This is a genomic window from Micromonospora desertarenae (assembly GCF_056150265.1).
On the sequence record NZ_JAXCFQ010000002.1, the window covers coordinates 545404 to 559881 of the forward strand.

General features: G+C 69.5%; 22 protein-coding genes. All 22 read left to right on the top strand.

What is annotated here, in order from left to right; all coding sequences use genetic code 11:
• Window positions 1-62: 62 nt before the first annotated feature.
• Window positions 63-431: a hypothetical protein gene (locus SM577_RS05575; RefSeq protein ID WP_302919528.1), complete on the top strand. Its 369-nt coding sequence runs from the start codon at window positions 63-65 to the stop codon at window positions 429-431.
• A gap of 939 nt (window positions 432-1370) precedes the next feature.
• Window positions 1371-1769, top strand: a complete 399-nt coding sequence (locus tag SM577_RS05580; RefSeq protein WP_474581482.1) for a hypothetical protein — start codon at window positions 1371-1373, stop codon at window positions 1767-1769.
• Window positions 1770-2277: 508 nt separating this feature from the next.
• A complete protein-coding gene (rpsL, locus tag SM577_RS05585) occupies window positions 2278-2652 on the top strand; it encodes a 30S ribosomal protein S12 (protein ID WP_014440718.1) in 375 nt (124 codons plus the stop codon).
• Between the two features lies 1 nt (window position 2653).
• Window positions 2654-3124, top strand: a complete 471-nt coding sequence (rpsG, locus tag SM577_RS05590) for a 30S ribosomal protein S7 (protein ID WP_046567226.1) — start codon at window positions 2654-2656, stop codon at window positions 3122-3124.
• 75 nt (window positions 3125-3199) lie between these two features.
• Window positions 3200-5296, top strand: a complete 2097-nt coding sequence (gene fusA, locus SM577_RS05595) for an elongation factor G (protein ID WP_302919526.1) — start codon at window positions 3200-3202, stop codon at window positions 5294-5296.
• Window positions 5297-5518: 222 nt separating this feature from the next.
• Window positions 5519-6712, top strand: coding sequence for an elongation factor Tu (tuf, locus tag SM577_RS05600; protein WP_088997372.1), 1194 nt, complete (start codon window positions 5519-5521; stop codon window positions 6710-6712).
• 350 nt (window positions 6713-7062) lie between these two features.
• Window positions 7063-7371 carry a 30S ribosomal protein S10 gene (rpsJ, locus tag SM577_RS05605; RefSeq protein ID WP_007073037.1) on the top strand — a complete coding sequence of 103 codons (309 nt, stop codon included), beginning with the start codon at window positions 7063-7065 and terminating at the stop codon, window positions 7369-7371.
• Window positions 7372-7382: 11 nt separating this feature from the next.
• Complete coding sequence (rplC, locus tag SM577_RS05610) at window positions 7383-8048, top strand: 50S ribosomal protein L3 (RefSeq protein ID WP_302919525.1); 666 nt, start codon at window positions 7383-7385, stop codon at window positions 8046-8048.
• Window positions 8045-8695 (top strand): 50S ribosomal protein L4, encoded by a 651-nt coding sequence (rplD, locus tag SM577_RS05615; RefSeq protein WP_302919524.1) that lies wholly within the window; start codon window positions 8045-8047, stop codon window positions 8693-8695. The genes rplC and rplD overlap by 4 nt, the downstream gene beginning before the upstream one ends.
• On the top strand, window positions 8692-8994 hold the full coding sequence (gene rplW, locus SM577_RS05620) for a 50S ribosomal protein L23 (RefSeq protein ID WP_088997375.1): 303 nt from the start codon (window positions 8692-8694) through the stop codon (window positions 8992-8994). The genes rplD and rplW overlap by 4 nt, the downstream gene beginning before the upstream one ends.
• A gap of 12 nt (window positions 8995-9006) precedes the next feature.
• On the top strand, window positions 9007-9846 hold the full coding sequence (gene rplB, locus SM577_RS05625) for a 50S ribosomal protein L2 (protein ID WP_302919523.1): 840 nt from the start codon (window positions 9007-9009) through the stop codon (window positions 9844-9846).
• Window positions 9847-9858: 12 nt separating this feature from the next.
• Entirely contained in the window at window positions 9859-10140 is a 282-nt protein-coding gene (gene rpsS / locus SM577_RS05630; protein ID WP_007073032.1) for a 30S ribosomal protein S19, read from the top strand.
• Between the two features lie 40 nt (window positions 10141-10180).
• Window positions 10181-10636 carry a 50S ribosomal protein L22 gene (gene rplV, locus SM577_RS05635; RefSeq protein ID WP_088997377.1) on the top strand — a complete coding sequence of 152 codons (456 nt, stop codon included), beginning with the start codon at window positions 10181-10183 and terminating at the stop codon, window positions 10634-10636.
• Complete coding sequence (gene rpsC / locus SM577_RS05640) at window positions 10636-11490, top strand: 30S ribosomal protein S3 (protein WP_088997378.1); 855 nt, start codon at window positions 10636-10638, stop codon at window positions 11488-11490. The genes rplV and rpsC overlap by 1 nt, the downstream gene beginning before the upstream one ends.
• A 3-nt stretch (window positions 11491-11493) precedes the next feature.
• Entirely contained in the window at window positions 11494-11919 is a 426-nt protein-coding gene (gene rplP / locus SM577_RS05645) for a 50S ribosomal protein L16 (RefSeq protein ID WP_007465292.1), read from the top strand.
• A complete protein-coding gene (rpmC, locus tag SM577_RS05650) occupies window positions 11919-12155 on the top strand; it encodes a 50S ribosomal protein L29 (protein ID WP_088991888.1) in 237 nt (78 codons plus the stop codon). Before rplP ends, rpmC begins: the two co-directional genes overlap by 1 nt.
• Window positions 12152-12427 (top strand): 30S ribosomal protein S17, encoded by a 276-nt coding sequence (gene rpsQ / locus SM577_RS05655; RefSeq protein WP_088991889.1) that lies wholly within the window; start codon window positions 12152-12154, stop codon window positions 12425-12427. The genes rpmC and rpsQ overlap by 4 nt, the downstream gene beginning before the upstream one ends.
• A 98-nt stretch (window positions 12428-12525) precedes the next feature.
• The gene (gene rplN, locus SM577_RS05660; RefSeq protein ID WP_007073026.1) at window positions 12526-12894 is read left to right on the top strand and encodes a 50S ribosomal protein L14; all 369 of its coding nucleotides are present in this window, start codon (window positions 12526-12528) and stop codon (window positions 12892-12894) included.
• Window positions 12891-13211, top strand: coding sequence for a 50S ribosomal protein L24 (gene rplX / locus SM577_RS05665; protein WP_172896341.1), 321 nt, complete (start codon window positions 12891-12893; stop codon window positions 13209-13211). Before rplN ends, rplX begins: the two co-directional genes overlap by 4 nt.
• Window positions 13211-13780, top strand: a complete 570-nt coding sequence (rplE, locus tag SM577_RS05670) for a 50S ribosomal protein L5 (RefSeq protein WP_088997379.1) — start codon at window positions 13211-13213, stop codon at window positions 13778-13780. The genes rplX and rplE overlap by 1 nt, the downstream gene beginning before the upstream one ends.
• 1 nt (window position 13781) lies before the next feature.
• Window positions 13782-13967, top strand: coding sequence for a type Z 30S ribosomal protein S14 (locus SM577_RS05675; protein ID WP_007073023.1), 186 nt, complete (start codon window positions 13782-13784; stop codon window positions 13965-13967).
• Between the two features lie 96 nt (window positions 13968-14063).
• Complete coding sequence (rpsH, locus tag SM577_RS05680) at window positions 14064-14471, top strand: 30S ribosomal protein S8 (protein WP_088997380.1); 408 nt, start codon at window positions 14064-14066, stop codon at window positions 14469-14471.
• The last annotated feature ends 7 nt before the right edge of the window (window positions 14472-14478 follow it).

Here is a 14478-nt window from a genome sequence, read left to right on the forward strand (position 1 = left end):
CCTCGTCGTTTCCGGGCCGGGAGTGCCCGCCGGTGACGGACGGCCGGGGCATGATGGTGGGCATGACGACAGCACCCGGGCAGGTGCCCGTCGCCCCGCAGCCGCTGCGCCACCCGCTCGACCCGGATCCGGCCCGGGCCACCAAGGCCAGGGCGGTCTTCGCGCTGGGGCTGATCGGCGCGTTCACCGGCCTCTTCCTGGGCGGGGTGGTGCCGGCCACGGTGGCGCTCCAGCTCGCCCGGCAGGCGCGCCGGGAGGCGTACGCCTCGGGTGGTTTCCTGACCGGCGCGGCCTGGCTGCGGCGGGGTGAACGGCTGGCCTGGACGGGCCTGGTGCTGGTCGCGGTCAGCCTGGTGGCCGCCGTGGTGATCGGCGTGGTCCGGCTGGCCGACGCGCCCTTCGGGCAGGACTTCGCCCCGAACGTGGACTGACGCCGGCGAGGGAACCCGTCCCCGCCGGGCACGGCCGCCGTGCGTCGCGGCGGTAGCCTGGCCGGTGTCCGTCGCGCGGCGGTGGACGCCGACGGCCGACAGGAGGAGTTCGTGACGGAACCGGCGCGCCCCACCGGCGGTGACCCCGGGCAGCCCGCCGCCGGCAGCGCGGAGACCGCGCCGGAGGGCGGCAGCGGGTGGGTCCGCCCCGATGCCGGGCCCGAGGCCGCCCCGCCGGCGAGCCCGCCCGCCGGGCAGCCGCCGGCGCCGTCCTCGCCGTCCGCCGCGCCGGAGTCGACGTCGGCCCGGCCCGGGGAGTACCCGTCCCCGCCGTCCCCGGCGTTTCCGGCGCCCTCGCCGTTCCCGCCGTCCCCGACGCCCTGGCCGTCCGCGGCGTCCCCGGCGTCCTCGTCGTCCTGGCAGTCCTCTCCGCCGCCGGCATCCGGTTCGTCGTCTCCGCACCCGGCGTCGGGTCCGGCCGGATCGTCCGAGCCGCGCATCGAGGGAGCGGGGCCGGCGCAGCGCGCGGCCGACGGCGCCGGCACGCCAGCCGACCAGCCGGACACGAGTCCGTGGGGTGCCTCGCCCGGCCAGCCGCCGGTCGGCGGCGCGAGCACGCCATCGGAACAGCCGGCCGCGAGCCCGTCGGGTGCTTCCGGCCAGGTGCCGGCCGGTCCCTGGGGTGCTCCTTCGGGCCAGCCGCCCGCGAGCGCCTGGGGGTCCCCGCCGGGCCCGGCGCCGGCCAGTCCGTGGGCCGCGCAGCCGGGTCAGGCGCCCGGAAGCCCCTCGGGCACACCGTCGGGGCAGCCGGCCGTGACTCCGTGGGGTGGCCCGGGCGGCCAGCCGTCGGGGGGTCACCCCGCCGGGTGGGGAGCGCCCGCGCCGGGCTGGGGTGGGCCGCCGCCCGGCGCGCCGGGGCTGCCCCCGCCACCCCGGGAGGTGACCCGCCCCCGGCGGGTCGACCCGGTGCCCGGTACGCCGTTCGCCGTCGTGCACCTCGACGTACCGCCGGTCACCTCGGGACTGGCAGTGGGCTCGCTGGTGGCCGGGGTCGCCGCGATCCTGGTTTCGGTGCTGGTGTTCTGCTTCGGCGCGACCGGGGCGTCCGCCGGCGGCGTCTGGGCCTCCGGCGCGTTCACCGTGCTGGGCGTGCTGGCCGGGGCCGGCGCCGTGGTGGCCGGCCTGCTCGGCGTGCGGCAGATCCGCCGCCCGGCGGCGCCGCCCGGGGTCCGGTTCACCGGCCGCGGCCTGGCCGTGGCGGGGATCAGCTGCGGTGCGGCCGGGCTCGGGCTCTGCCTGCTCGGGTTGGGGCTGGCGGTGCTGCTGGCGCTGGGCTGAGGCGGCCGGGGCCGCCGGCCGGCCCGGCGTCCAGCAGGTGGGACCGGTCGGTCGGGGCCGACGGGCCGCGCCGCCGAGAAGCCGGTACACTTGTGTCCGTAGGTGCCCATCACGGGCGGTCGGGCACGACGGAGCGATCAACGGGCGGTGACACGTCCGGGTGAGCCACTCCGTTTTGACCTGCGCGGCTGTGGTAGGTACTCTTTCCCCTTGTGCCCGGGCCAGCCCGGGCAACTCGTGCGTGCGCTGGTTCCGGTGAGCCGGAGAGCGGCCGACAGCACGACAGAGCCAGAAGACCCGGCGCGCGGAGAGCCGTGTGCCGGCGACAGACCCCGGTACGTGCGCGAGCGTCCGCACCGGGACCGTGATCTGGGCGACACGCCCGACCGCGGGTGCCGGGACCTCCACGTGGGGCCCTGGTCGGAAGGTAAGAGGGTCGATCACCAGATCGGCTACGGCAGACGGCGCGGCCGCAACACCCTGCGGCCGAAGGGAGCGGAGAAACCCGGTGCCCACGATCCAGCAGCTGGTCCGAAAGGGCCGCCAGGCGAAGACGAGCAAGACCAAGACCCCGGCGCTGAAGGGTTCCCCTCAGCGGCGCGGCGTGTGCACCCGCGTGTACACCACCACCCCGAAGAAGCCGAACTCGGCGCTGCGCAAGGTCGCTCGTGTCAAGCTCAGCAGCCAGATCGAGGTGACCGCCTACATCCCGGGTGTCGGCCACAACCTGCAGGAGCACTCGATCGTGCTCGTCCGCGGCGGCCGGGTGAAGGACCTCCCCGGCGTGCGGTACAAGATCGTTCGCGGTTCGCTGGACACCCAGGGTGTCCGCAACCGCAAGCAGGCGCGCAGCCGTTACGGCGCGAAGAAGGAGAAGAGCTGACATGCCGCGTAAGGGACCCGCTCCGCGGCGGCCGCTGGTCGCTGACCCGGTGTACAACTCGCCGCTGGTCACCCAGTTGGTCAACAAGATCCTGCTGCGCGGCAAGCGCCAGCTCGCCGAGCGCATCGTCTACGCGGCCCTCGAGGGCTGCCGGGAGAAGTCCGGCACCGACCCGGTCGTCACCCTGAAGCGGGCGATGGACAACGTCAAGCCGACGCTGGAGGTGCGCAGCCGCCGGGTCGGTGGCGCCACCTACCAGGTGCCGGTCGAGGTGCGCCCGGCCCGGGCGACCACCCTGGGCCTGCGCTGGCTGGTCACCTACTCCCGCGCCCGGCGCGAGAAGACCATGGTCGAGCGGCTGATGAACGAGCTGCTGGACGCGAGCAACGGCCTCGGTGCCGCCGTCAAGCGGCGCGAGGACACGCACAAGATGGCCGAGTCCAACAAGGCCTTCGCGCACTACCGCTGGTAACACCCTGGTTCCGGCGCTCACGAGGCGCCGGAACCGCCACCAGTTGTGTCGAGACGACGATAAGTAGGGATTGAAGTGGCCGCCGCAGACGCGCTCGCCAACGTACGCAACATCGGCATCATGGCGCACATCGATGCCGGTAAGACCACTACCACCGAGCGGATCCTGTTCTACACCGGTATCACCTACAAGATCGGTGAGGTCCACGAGGGCGCTGCCGTCATGGACTGGATGGAGCAGGAGCAGGAGCGCGGTATCACCATCACTTCCGCCGCCACCAAGTGCGAGTGGAAGGGCCACACGATCCAGATCATCGACACGCCCGGCCACGTCGACTTCACGGTCGAGGTCGAGCGGTCGCTGCGGGTCCTGGACGGTGCGGTCGCCGTCTACGACGGCGTCGCCGGCGTGGAGCCCCAGACGGAGAACGTCTGGCGGCAGGCGGACAAGTACAACGTGCCCCGGATGTGCTTCGTCAACAAGCTCGACCGGACCGGCGCGGACTTCTTCCGCTGCGTGCAGATGATGATCGACCGGCTCAACGCGACCCCGCTCGTCCTGCAGGTGCCGATCGGCGCCGAGTCCGACTTCGTCGGTGTCGTGGACCTCGTCGGCATGCGTGCCCTCACCTGGCGTGGGGAGACCCAGAAGGGTGAGGACTACGCGATCGAGGAGATCCCGGCCGAGCTGGCGGACACCGCCGCCGAGTGGCGCGAGAAGCTCCTGGAGACCCTGGCCGACGTCGACGACTCGGTGATGGAGAAGTACCTCGAGGGCGAGGAGATCTCCGTCGAGGACATCCAGGCCGGCATCCGCCGCGCCACCATCGCGGGCAAGGCCAACCCGGTGCTGTGCGGCACCGCGTTCAAGAACAAGGGCATCCAGCCCATGCTCGACGCGGTCGTCGCCTACCTGCCGTCGCCGCTGGACATCCCGGCGATCGAGGGCACCGCGACCGACGGCGAGACCCCGATGCAGCGGAAGCCGTCGACCTCGGAGCCGTTCTCGGGCCTGGCCTTCAAGATCCAGACCGACAAGCACCTCGGCAAGCTCACCTACGTCCGGGTCTACTCCGGCGTGGTTGAGTCCGGGTCCCAGGTGGTCAACTCCACCAAGGACCGCAAGGAGCGGATCGGCAAGATCTACCAGATGCACGCCAACAAGCGGGAGGAGCGCAGCTCCGCCAAGGCTGGCGACATCATCGCGGTGCAGGGTCTCAAGCAGACCACCACCGGTGACACCCTGTGCGACCCGGCGAACCCGGTCATCCTGGAGTCGATGACCTTCCCGGAGCCGGTCATCGAGGTCGCCATCGAGCCGAAGACCAAGGCTGACCAGGAGAAGCTCAGCACCGCCATCCAGCGGCTGGCCGAGGAGGACCCGACCTTCCGCGTCAAGCTGGACGAGGAGACCGGCCAGACGGTCATCTCCGGCATGGGCGAGCTGCACCTGGACATCCTGGTCGACCGGATGCGCCGCGAGTTCAACGTCGAGGCCAACATCGGTAAGCCGCAGGTGGCGTACCGCGAGACCATCCGCCGCACGGTGGAGAAGGTCGAGTACACCCACAAGAAGCAGACCGGTGGTTCCGGCCAGTACGCCCGGGTGATCATCAGCCTGGAGCCGCTGCCGCTAGACAACGACTCGCCGACCTACGAGTTCGCCAACGCCGTCACCGGTGGCCGTATCCCCCGGGAGTTCATCCCCTCGGTGGACGCGGGCGCCCAGGACGCCATGCAGTACGGCATCCTCGCCGGCTTCCCGCTGGTGGGTGTCAAGCTGACCCTGGTGGACGGCCAGTACCACGAGGTCGACTCGTCCGAGATGGCGTTCAAGATCGCCGGTTCGATGGCGCTGAAGGAGGCGGCCCGCAAGGCCGACCCGGCGCTGCTCGAGCCGATGATGGCCGTTGAGGTCACCACTCCGGAGGAGAACATGGGTGACGTCATCGGCGACCTCAACTCCCGCCGTGGCATCATCCAGGCGATGGAGGAGCGCGGCGGTGCCCGCGTCGTCCGCGCCCTGGTGCCGTTGTCGGAGATGTTCGGCTACGTCGGCGACCTGCGGTCGAAGACCCAGGGCCGGGCTAGCTACAGCATGCAGTTCGACTCCTACGCCGAGGTTCCGGCCTCGGTGGCCAAGGAGATCATCGCCAAGGCGACTGGTGAGTGACGCTCGCCTGAGCTGATCCGATGAACCGGGTCTGGTCGCGGGAGGGTTCTCCCGCCCGCGGCCACCTCGGTCGGAATGTGTGAATCCGGGCCTGTAGGCTTCATCGCCGCAGAACCCACAAAGGCTCTCCGGCCGTCAGGTCGGAAAGGCTGTCGACAGAGTCCTAAGCGCCGACCGGCGCACCGGGGCGAACGAACCAAGAAAGTCCACAGGAGGACACCAGTGGCGAAGGCGAAGTTCGAGCGGACTAAGCCGCACGTCAACATCGGCACCATTGGTCACATCGACCACGGTAAGACGACGCTGACGGCGGCCATCACCAAGGTCCTGCACGACCAGTACCCGGACCTGAACCCGTACACGCCGTTCGACGAGATCGACAAGGCGCCCGAGGAGAAGGCCCGCGGCATCACGATCTCGATCGCGCACGTCGAGTACCAGACCGAGGCGCGGCACTACGCGCACGTCGACTGCCCCGGTCACGCCGACTACATCAAGAACATGATCACCGGTGCCGCCCAGATGGACGGCGCGATCCTGGTGGTCGCGGCGACCGACGGCCCGATGCCGCAGACCCGCGAGCACGTGCTGCTGGCCCGCCAGGTCGGCGTGCCGTACATCGTCGTGGCGCTCAACAAGAGCGACATGGTCGACGACGAGGAGCTCCTGGAGCTCGTCGAGCTCGAGGTCCGCGAGCTGCTCTCGTCGCAGGAGTACCCGGGTGACGACCTGCCGGTCGTGCGGGTCTCGGCGCTGAAGGCCCTCGAGGGTGACCCCGAGTGGACCGGCAAGCTGATGGACCTGATGACCGCTGTCGACACCGCGATCCCGCAGCCGGAGCGCGAGACCGACAAGCCGTTCCTGATGCCGATCGAGGACGTCTTCACGATCACCGGTCGTGGCACCGTCGTCACCGGTCGCGCGGAGCGCGGCGTGCTCAAGCCGAACGAGGAGGTGGAGATCGTCGGCATCCGCGAGAAGTCGATCAAGACCACCTGCACCGGCATCGAGATGTTCCGCAAGCTGCTCGACGAGGCCCGCGCGGGTGAGAACGTCGGTCTGCTGCTGCGTGGCATCAAGCGCGAGGACGTCGAGCGCGGCATGGTCGTCATCAAGCCGGGCACCACGACCCCGCACACGGAGTTCGAGGCGACCGTCTACATCCTCTCCAAGGAGGAGGGCGGCCGGCACACCCCGTTCTTCCAGAACTACCGTCCGCAGTTCTACTTCCGGACCACGGACGTCACCGGTGTCGTCACGCTCCCCGAGGGCACCGAGATGGTCATGCCGGGTGACAACACCACCATGACGGTGAAGCTGATCCAGCCCATCGCCATGGAGGAGAACCTCAAGTTCGCGATCCGCGAGGGTGGCCGCACCGTCGGCGCCGGGTTCGTCACCAAGATCATCAAGTGAGCTAGGTAACCCCGATTAGACCCGCCGCCGGTCGTGCGGCATACTAGTCAGGTTGCGTAACGACAGTTCGTCGCTCGTGTTCGGCCTTCACCGAACCGCCGAGCGGTAGGACAGTCGGGCGTAGGGTGGTTGGCGGCCAGTCCGCCAACCACCCTCGCACGGCGTTCAGGTCGCGGTAGTGCGATCGGCGCCTTGACCCACCGCGCGGTCAGAATCGCTCCGGAGTCCCGGGGCGGAGCCTGGCCCGAGGGCGCGACACGCCCGACCGCGGGGGTCGGCGAAGTGGGCCTGTGCCAGCCGGTACAGGCGCCCGCAACACAGCGGCATCGAGAGAAGGAACAGAAGCCACCATGGCGGGACAGAAGATCCGCATCCGGCTCAAGGCCTATGACCACGAGGTCGTCGACTCCTCGGCTCGGAAGATCGTCGAGACGGTGACGCGCACCGGGGCGCAGGTCGCAGGCCCGGTGCCGCTGCCCACGGAGATCAACCGTTTCTGCGTTATCCGCTCGCCGCACAAGTACAAGGACTCGCGCGAGCACTTCGAGATGCGCACGCACAAGCGGCTGATCGACATCATCGACCCGACCCCGAAGACGGTCGACTCGCTCATGCGCCTCGACCTGCCGGCTGGCGTCGACATCGAGATCAAGCTGTAGGGACCGGACAAATGGACAGGCAAGTTAAGGGGATCCTGGGCGCGAAGCTCGGCATGACCCAGGTCTGGGACAACAACCGTGTTGTCCCGGTGACCGTGGTTCAGGCCGGCCCCTGCGTCATCAGCCAGGTTCGTGACGCCGACAAGGACGGTTACTCCGCGGTCCAGCTGGCGTACGGCACGATCGACCCGCGCAAGGTCAAGAAGCCGATCAGCGGGCACTACGCGAAGGCGGACGTGGCGCCGCGCCGGCACATCGTCGAGCTGCGCACCACCGACGCCGCGGACTACTCGCTGGGCCAGGAGGTCACGGTCGAGCAGTTCCCGGTCGGCATGTCGGTCGACGTGACCGGCAAGACCAAGGGCAAGGGCTACGCCGGCCCGATGAAGCGGCACGGTTTCCACGGTCTGCGCGCCAGCCACGGTGTCGAGCGCAAGCACCGCTCGCCCGGCTCGATCGGCGCCTGCGCCACCCCGGGTCGCGTCTTCAAGGGCACCCGGATGGCGGGCCGGATGGGTGGCGTGCGCTTCACCGTCCAGAACCTGACCGTCCAGGCGGTCGACACCGAGAACAACCTCCTGCTCGTCCGTGGCGCCATCCCCGGCCCCAAGGGCGCGCTGGTCCTGGTCCGCAGCGCGGCCAAGACCAAGGTGAAGAAGGGCGGTGTGGCCAAGTGACCACCGTTGACGTCCTCAACGTCGAAGGCGACAAGGCGGGCTCCGTCGAGCTGCCGGCCGACATCTTCGACGCGCAGGCCAACGTCGCGTTGATGCACCAGGTCGTGGTGGCTCAGCTCGCGGCGGCCCGGCAGGGCACGCACAAGACCAAGACCCGCGGCGAGGTCGCCGGCGGCGGCAAGAAGCCGTACAAGCAGAAGGGCACCGGTCGCGCCCGGCAGGGCTCGATCCGCGCGCCGCAGTTCGCCGGCGGTGGCGTGGTGCACGGTCCCGTGCCGCGCGACTACAGCCAGCGGACCCCGAAGAAGATGAAGGCCGCCGCGCTGCGGGGTGCCCTCTCCGACCGGGCCCGCGCCGGGCAGGTGCACGTCGTCGAGGCGTTCGTCTCGGGCGAGAAGCCGTCGACCAAGGCCGCCCTGGCCACGCTGGCCAAGCTGACCGACGCCCGCCGGGTGCTGGTCGTGCTGAGCAGCACCGACGAGCTGAACTGGGTGTCGCTGCGCAACGAGCCGCGGGTGCACCTGATCGAGGCCGGCCAGCTCAACACGTACGACGTGCTGGTGGCCGACGACGTGGTCTTCACCAAGGACGCCCTGGACGAGTTCCTCGGTGTTCCCGCCGAGACCACCGAGGAGGGTGGCAAGTGAGCACGATCGCCGACCCGCGCGACATCATCGTGGCGCCGGTCGTCTCGGAGAAGAGCTACAGCGAGCTGAACCGCAACTGGTACACCTTCCTGGTGCACCCGGACGCGAACAAGACGGAGATCAAGATTGCGATCCAGCAGATCTTCAACGTCCGCGTCCTGACGGTCAACACGCTCAACCGCGAGGGCAAGCGCAAGCGGACCCGCACCGGGTTCGGCCAGCGCAAGGCCACCAAGCGGGCGATGGTGAAGCTGGCTGACGGTGACCGTATCGAGGCCTTCGGCGGCCCGGTCAGCTGAGGGGTGTAGACAATGGCTATCCGTAAGTACAAGCCGACGACGCCGGGCCGGCGTGGCTCGAGCGTCGCCGACTTCGCCGAGATCACCCGGTCGACGCCCGAGAAGTCGCTGCTGGCTCCGCTGCCCAAGAAGGGCGGTCGCAACGCCCACGGCCGGATCACCACCCGGCACCACGGCGGCGGCCACAAGCGGCAGTACCGTCTGATCGACTTCAAGCGGGTCGACAAGGACGGCGTGCCGGCGAAGGTCGCGCACATCGAGTACGACCCGAACCGCACCGCGCGCATCGCGCTGCTGCACTACGCCGACGGCGAGAAGCGGTACATCCTCGCGCCGAAGGACCTGAAGCAGGGCGACACCGTCGAGTCGGGTCCGGGCGCGGACATCAAGCCGGGCAACAACCTGCCGCTGCGCAACATCCCGGTCGGTACCACGATCCACAACGTGGAGCTGCGTCCCGGTGGTGGCGCCAAGCTGGCCCGCTCGGCCGGTGTCGGCATCCAGCTGCTCGGCCGCGAGGGCGCGTACGCGACCCTGCGCATGCCGTCCGGCGAGATCCGGCGGGTCGACGTCCGCTGCCGCGCCAGCGTCGGCGAGATCGGCAACGCCGACCAGTCGAACATCAACTGGGGTAAGGCCGGCCGGATGCGGTGGAAGGGCAAGCGCCCGACCGTCCGTGGTGTCGCGATGAACCCGGTCGACCACCCGCACGGTGGTGGTGAGGGTAAGACCTCCGGTGGTCGCCACCCGGTGAACCCGCAGGGTAAGCCCGAGGGCCGCACCCGTCGTAAGGGCCAGCCGAGTGACCGGCTGATCGTCCGCCGCCGCTACGCCACGCGTAAGCGCGGCTGAGGGAGATAAGACATGCCTCGCAGCCTGAAGAAGGGCCCGTTCGTCGACGACCACCTGCTCAAGAAGGTGGAGACGCAGAACGACAAGGGCTCGAAGAACGTCATCAAGACCTGGTCGCGGCGCTCGACGATCATCCCCGAGATGCTGGGCCACACGATCGCGGTGCACGACGGACGCAAGCACGTCCCGGTGTTCGTGACCGAGGCGATGGTCGGGCACAAGCTCGGCGAGTTCGCGCTGACCCGCACGTTCAAGGGTCACGAGAAGGACGACCGGAAGAGCCGTCGGCGCTGACGCCGCGGGCATACGGATAGAGGAACAAGGGGTTACAGCGATGCCAGGAAAGGGCGACGCTCCGGTGCTTCCGGGCGCGCGGGCGGTTGCGCGGCACGTGCGCATCTCGCCGATGAAGGCGCGCCGGGTGGTCAACCTCGTCCGCGGTTTGCCCGCGAAGGAGGCGCTCACGGTGCTGCAGTTCGCGCCGCAGGCCGCGAGCGAGCAGGTGTACAAGGTGCTCGCGAGCGCGATCGCCAACGCGGAGAACAACGAGCGGCTGGACCCCGACGCGCTGCTCGTCAGCGAGGCGTACGTGGACGAGGGCCCGACCATGAAGCGGTTCCAGCCGCGGGCGCAGGGCCGGGCGTACCGGATCCGGAAGCGCACCTGCCACATCACGGTGGCGGTCGAGGCCGTCGCGCCGGCCGCCCCGCGTAAGGCCGCGAAGAAGACGGCCCCGGCGAAGCAGGCCGCGCCGGCCGAGACGCAGAGCAACACGGAGGGCGCGGAGTAATGGGTCAGAAGGTTCACCCGCACGGGTTCCGGCTCGGTATCTCGACCGACTGGAAGTCCCGCTGGTTCGCGGACAAGCTCTACAAGGACTACATCGGCGAGGACGTCAAGATCCGCCGGATGATGTCCAAGGGCCTGGAGCGCGCCGGCATTTCCAAGGTCGACATCGAGCGCACCCGGGACCGGGTCCGGGTCGACATCCACACCGCCCGGCCGGGCATCGTCATCGGCCGGAAGGGTGCGGAGGCCGACCGGATCCGCGGCGAGCTGGAGAAGCTGACCGGCAAGCAGGTGCAGCTCAACATCATCGAGGTGAAGAGCCCCGAGTCGGACGCTCAGCTGGTCGCGCAGGGCGTGGCCGAGCAGCTGTCCAGCCGGGTCAGCTTCCGTCGGGCGATGCGCAAGGCCATGCAGTCGGCGATGAAGAACCCGGTCTGCAAGGGCATCCGGGTGCAGGTCTCGGGCCGCCTCGGCGGCGCCGAGATGAGCCGGACCGAGTTCTACCGCGAGGGCCGGGTCCCGCTGCACACGCTGCGGGCCAACATCGAGTACGGCTTCTTCGAGGCCCGTACCACCTTCGGCCGGATCGGCGTGAAGGTCTGGATCTACAAGGGCGACGCGGTGCCGGGTCGGGAGACCCCGGCCGAGGCTCCGTCGCGCCCGCGCCGTGAGCGCGGCGACCGCCCCGAGCGGCCGCGCCGTGGTCGGTCCGGCTCGTCCGGCACGACCGCCGGCGGCACCGAGGCCGGCCGGGCCGCCGCGACCACGCTCGCGCAGCAGGCCGAGACGCCGAGTGGTGACGCGGTGGATCCCGCCGCCGTCGCCGCCGCGGCAGAAACGCAGCAGGAGGGCTGACAGATGCTGATGCCGCGCAAGCCCCCGAAGGGCTTCCGCAAGCCGCACCACCCGGACCGCAGCGGCGCGTCCAAGGGCGGTAACCGGGTGGTGTTCGGCGAGTTCGGGATCCAGGCTCTCGAGCCGGCGTACGTGACGAACCGCCAGATCGAGTCGGCGCGTATCGCGATGACCCGCCACATCAAGCGTGGTGGCAAGGTCTGGATCACCATCTTCCCGGACCAGGCCCTCACCAAGAAGCCGGCGGAAACCCGGATGGGTTCCGGTAAGGGCTCGCCCGAGTGGTGGGTCGCCAACGTGAAGCCGGGACGGGTGCTCTTCGAGATGTCCTTCCCCAACGAGCAGATCGCGCGAGAGGCGATGCGTCGCGCGATCCACAAGCTCCCGATGAAGTGCCGCATTGTGACGCGCGAAGTGGGTGAATCCTGATGGCAGCGGGCGTTAAGGCCGCCGAGCTGCGTGAGCTCTCCGAGGAGGAGCTGGTCACGCGGCTGCGCGAGGCCAAGGCGGAGCTGTTCAACCTCCGCGTGCAGGCCGCAACCGGGCAGCTGGACAACAACCGGCGGCTGCAGGTCATCCGTCGGGAGATCGCCCGGATCTACACGATCATGCGTGAGCGCGAGCTGGGGCTCTCGGCCGCGCCGACTGAGGTGACTGCATCATGAGCGAGAACACCACCGCCACCGCGCGGGCCCGCCGCAAGGTGCGTGAGGGCCTCGTGGTCAGCGACAAGATGGAAAAGACCGTCGTGGTCGAGGTCGAGGACCGGGTCAAGCACGCGCTGTACGGCAAGATCATGCGCCGGACCAGCAAGCTGAAGGTGCACGACGAGCAGAACTCGGCCGGCATCGGCGACCGGGTCCTGATCATGGAGACCCGGCCGCTCTCCGCGACCAAGCGGTGGCGGCTCGTGGAGATCCTCGAGAAGGCCAAGTAGCGAAGGCTCGAGCTCGGCCGGCCTCGGTCGGGCGCAGGTTCCGCCAGGCTCCGGCCGCCGCGGTGCGGCCGGAGAACCGGCAGACATAGGAGATAGACGTGATTCAGCAGGAGTCGCGACTGCGCGTCGCCGACAACACGGGTGCCCGGGAGATCCTGTGCATCCGGGTTCTCGGTGGCTCCGGTCGGCGCTACGCGAGCATCGGCGACGTCATCGTGGCCACCGTCAAGGACGCGATCCCGGGTGCCGGTGTGAAGAAGGGCGACGTCGTCAAGGCGGTCGTCGTTCGCACCGCCAAGGAGAAGCGGCGCCCGGACGGCTCGTACATCCGCTTCGACGAGAACGCCGCCGTCATCATCAAGGACGGTGGGGACCCGCGCGGCACCCGTATCTTCGGCCCGGTGGGCCGGGAGCTGCGGGACAAGCGGTTCATGAAGATCATTTCTCTCGCGCCGGAGGTGTTGTGACCGTGAAGGTCAAGAAGGGCGACACGGTCGTCGTCATCGCCGGCAAGGACAAGGGTGCCAAGGGCAAGGTCATCGCGGCCTACCCGCGGCAGGACAAGGTCCTGGTCGAGGGCGTGAACCGGGTCAAGAAGCACACCCGCATCAGCACCACCCAGCGTGGCGCCAAGACCGGTGGCATCGTCACCCAGGAGGCCCCGATCCACGTCTCGAACGTGCAGGTCCTGGACTCCGACGGGAAGCCGACCCGCGTCGGCTACCGGATCGACGAGAACGGCCAGAAGGTCCGCATCGCGCGTAGCACCGGTAAGGACCTGTGATGAGCACGGCTACCGAAACCAAGACCATGCCGCGCCTCAAGGAGCGGTACCGCAACGAGATCGTGGCCCAGCTGCGCGAGCAGTACAACTACGGCAACCCGATGCAGGTGCCGCGGCTGGTCAAGATCGTCGTCAACATGGGTGTCGGCGAGGCCGCCCGGGACGCCAAGCTGATCGACGGCGCCGTCCGCGACCTGGCCACCATCACCGGTCAGAAGCCGCAGGTGCGGCGGGCGACCAAGTCCATCGCGCAGTTCAAGCTGCGCGAGGGCATGCCGATCGGCGCGAAGGTGACCCTGCGCGGCGACCGGATGTGGGAGTTCCTGGACCGGCTGCTGTCGATCGCGCTGCCGCGTATCCGTGACTTCCGCGGTCTGGACGGGCGCAAGCTCGACGGGCACGGCAACTACACGTTCGGTCTGACCGAGCAGTCGGTGTTCCACGAGATCGACCAGGACAAGATCGATCGGCAGCGGGGCATGGACATCACGGTGGTCACCACCGCCACGACCGACGACGAGGGCCGGGCGCTGCTCAAGCTCCTGGGCTTCCCGTTCAAGGAGAACTGAGATGGCCAAGAAGGCGCTGATCCTCAAGGCGGCCGCGAAGCCGAAGTTCTCGGTTCGCGCGTACACCCGCTGCCAGCGGTGCGGGCGTCCGAAGGCGGTCTACCGCAAGTTCGGTCTCTGCCGGGTGTGCATCCGGGAGATGGCCCACCGCGGTGAGCTGCCCGGCGTGTCCAAGGCTTCCTGGTAATAGCCCGGCGCGCTTCGCGCGTCAGCTGAACTGTCTCTTCGCCGTAGGCCCCGGGCCGTGCCCGGGGAACCCCGGCGAGAAAGGTTGACGAATTTCATGACGATGACCGACCCGATCGCAGACATGCTCACGCGTCTGCGTAACGCCAACCAGGCGTACCACGACCGGGTGACGATGCCGTACTCCAAGATCAAGGCGAACATCGCCGAGGTCCTGAAGTCCGAGGGTTACATCTCCACCTGGTCGGTCGAGGAGCCCGAGGAGGGCGCCGTCGGCAAGCGACTGGTCGTCGAGCTGAAGTACGGCCAGAACCGGGAGCGGAGCCTGGCCGGCATCAAGCGCGTGTCCAAGCCCGGTCTCCGGGTGTACGCCAAGTCGGACGGGCTCCCGCGGGTGCTCGGCGGGCTGGGCGTGGCGATCATTTCGACGTCCCAGGGGCTGCTCACCGACCGGCAGGCCCGCAAGCGGAGCGTTGGCGGGGAAGTCCTCGCCTTCGTCTGGTAACGGGAGA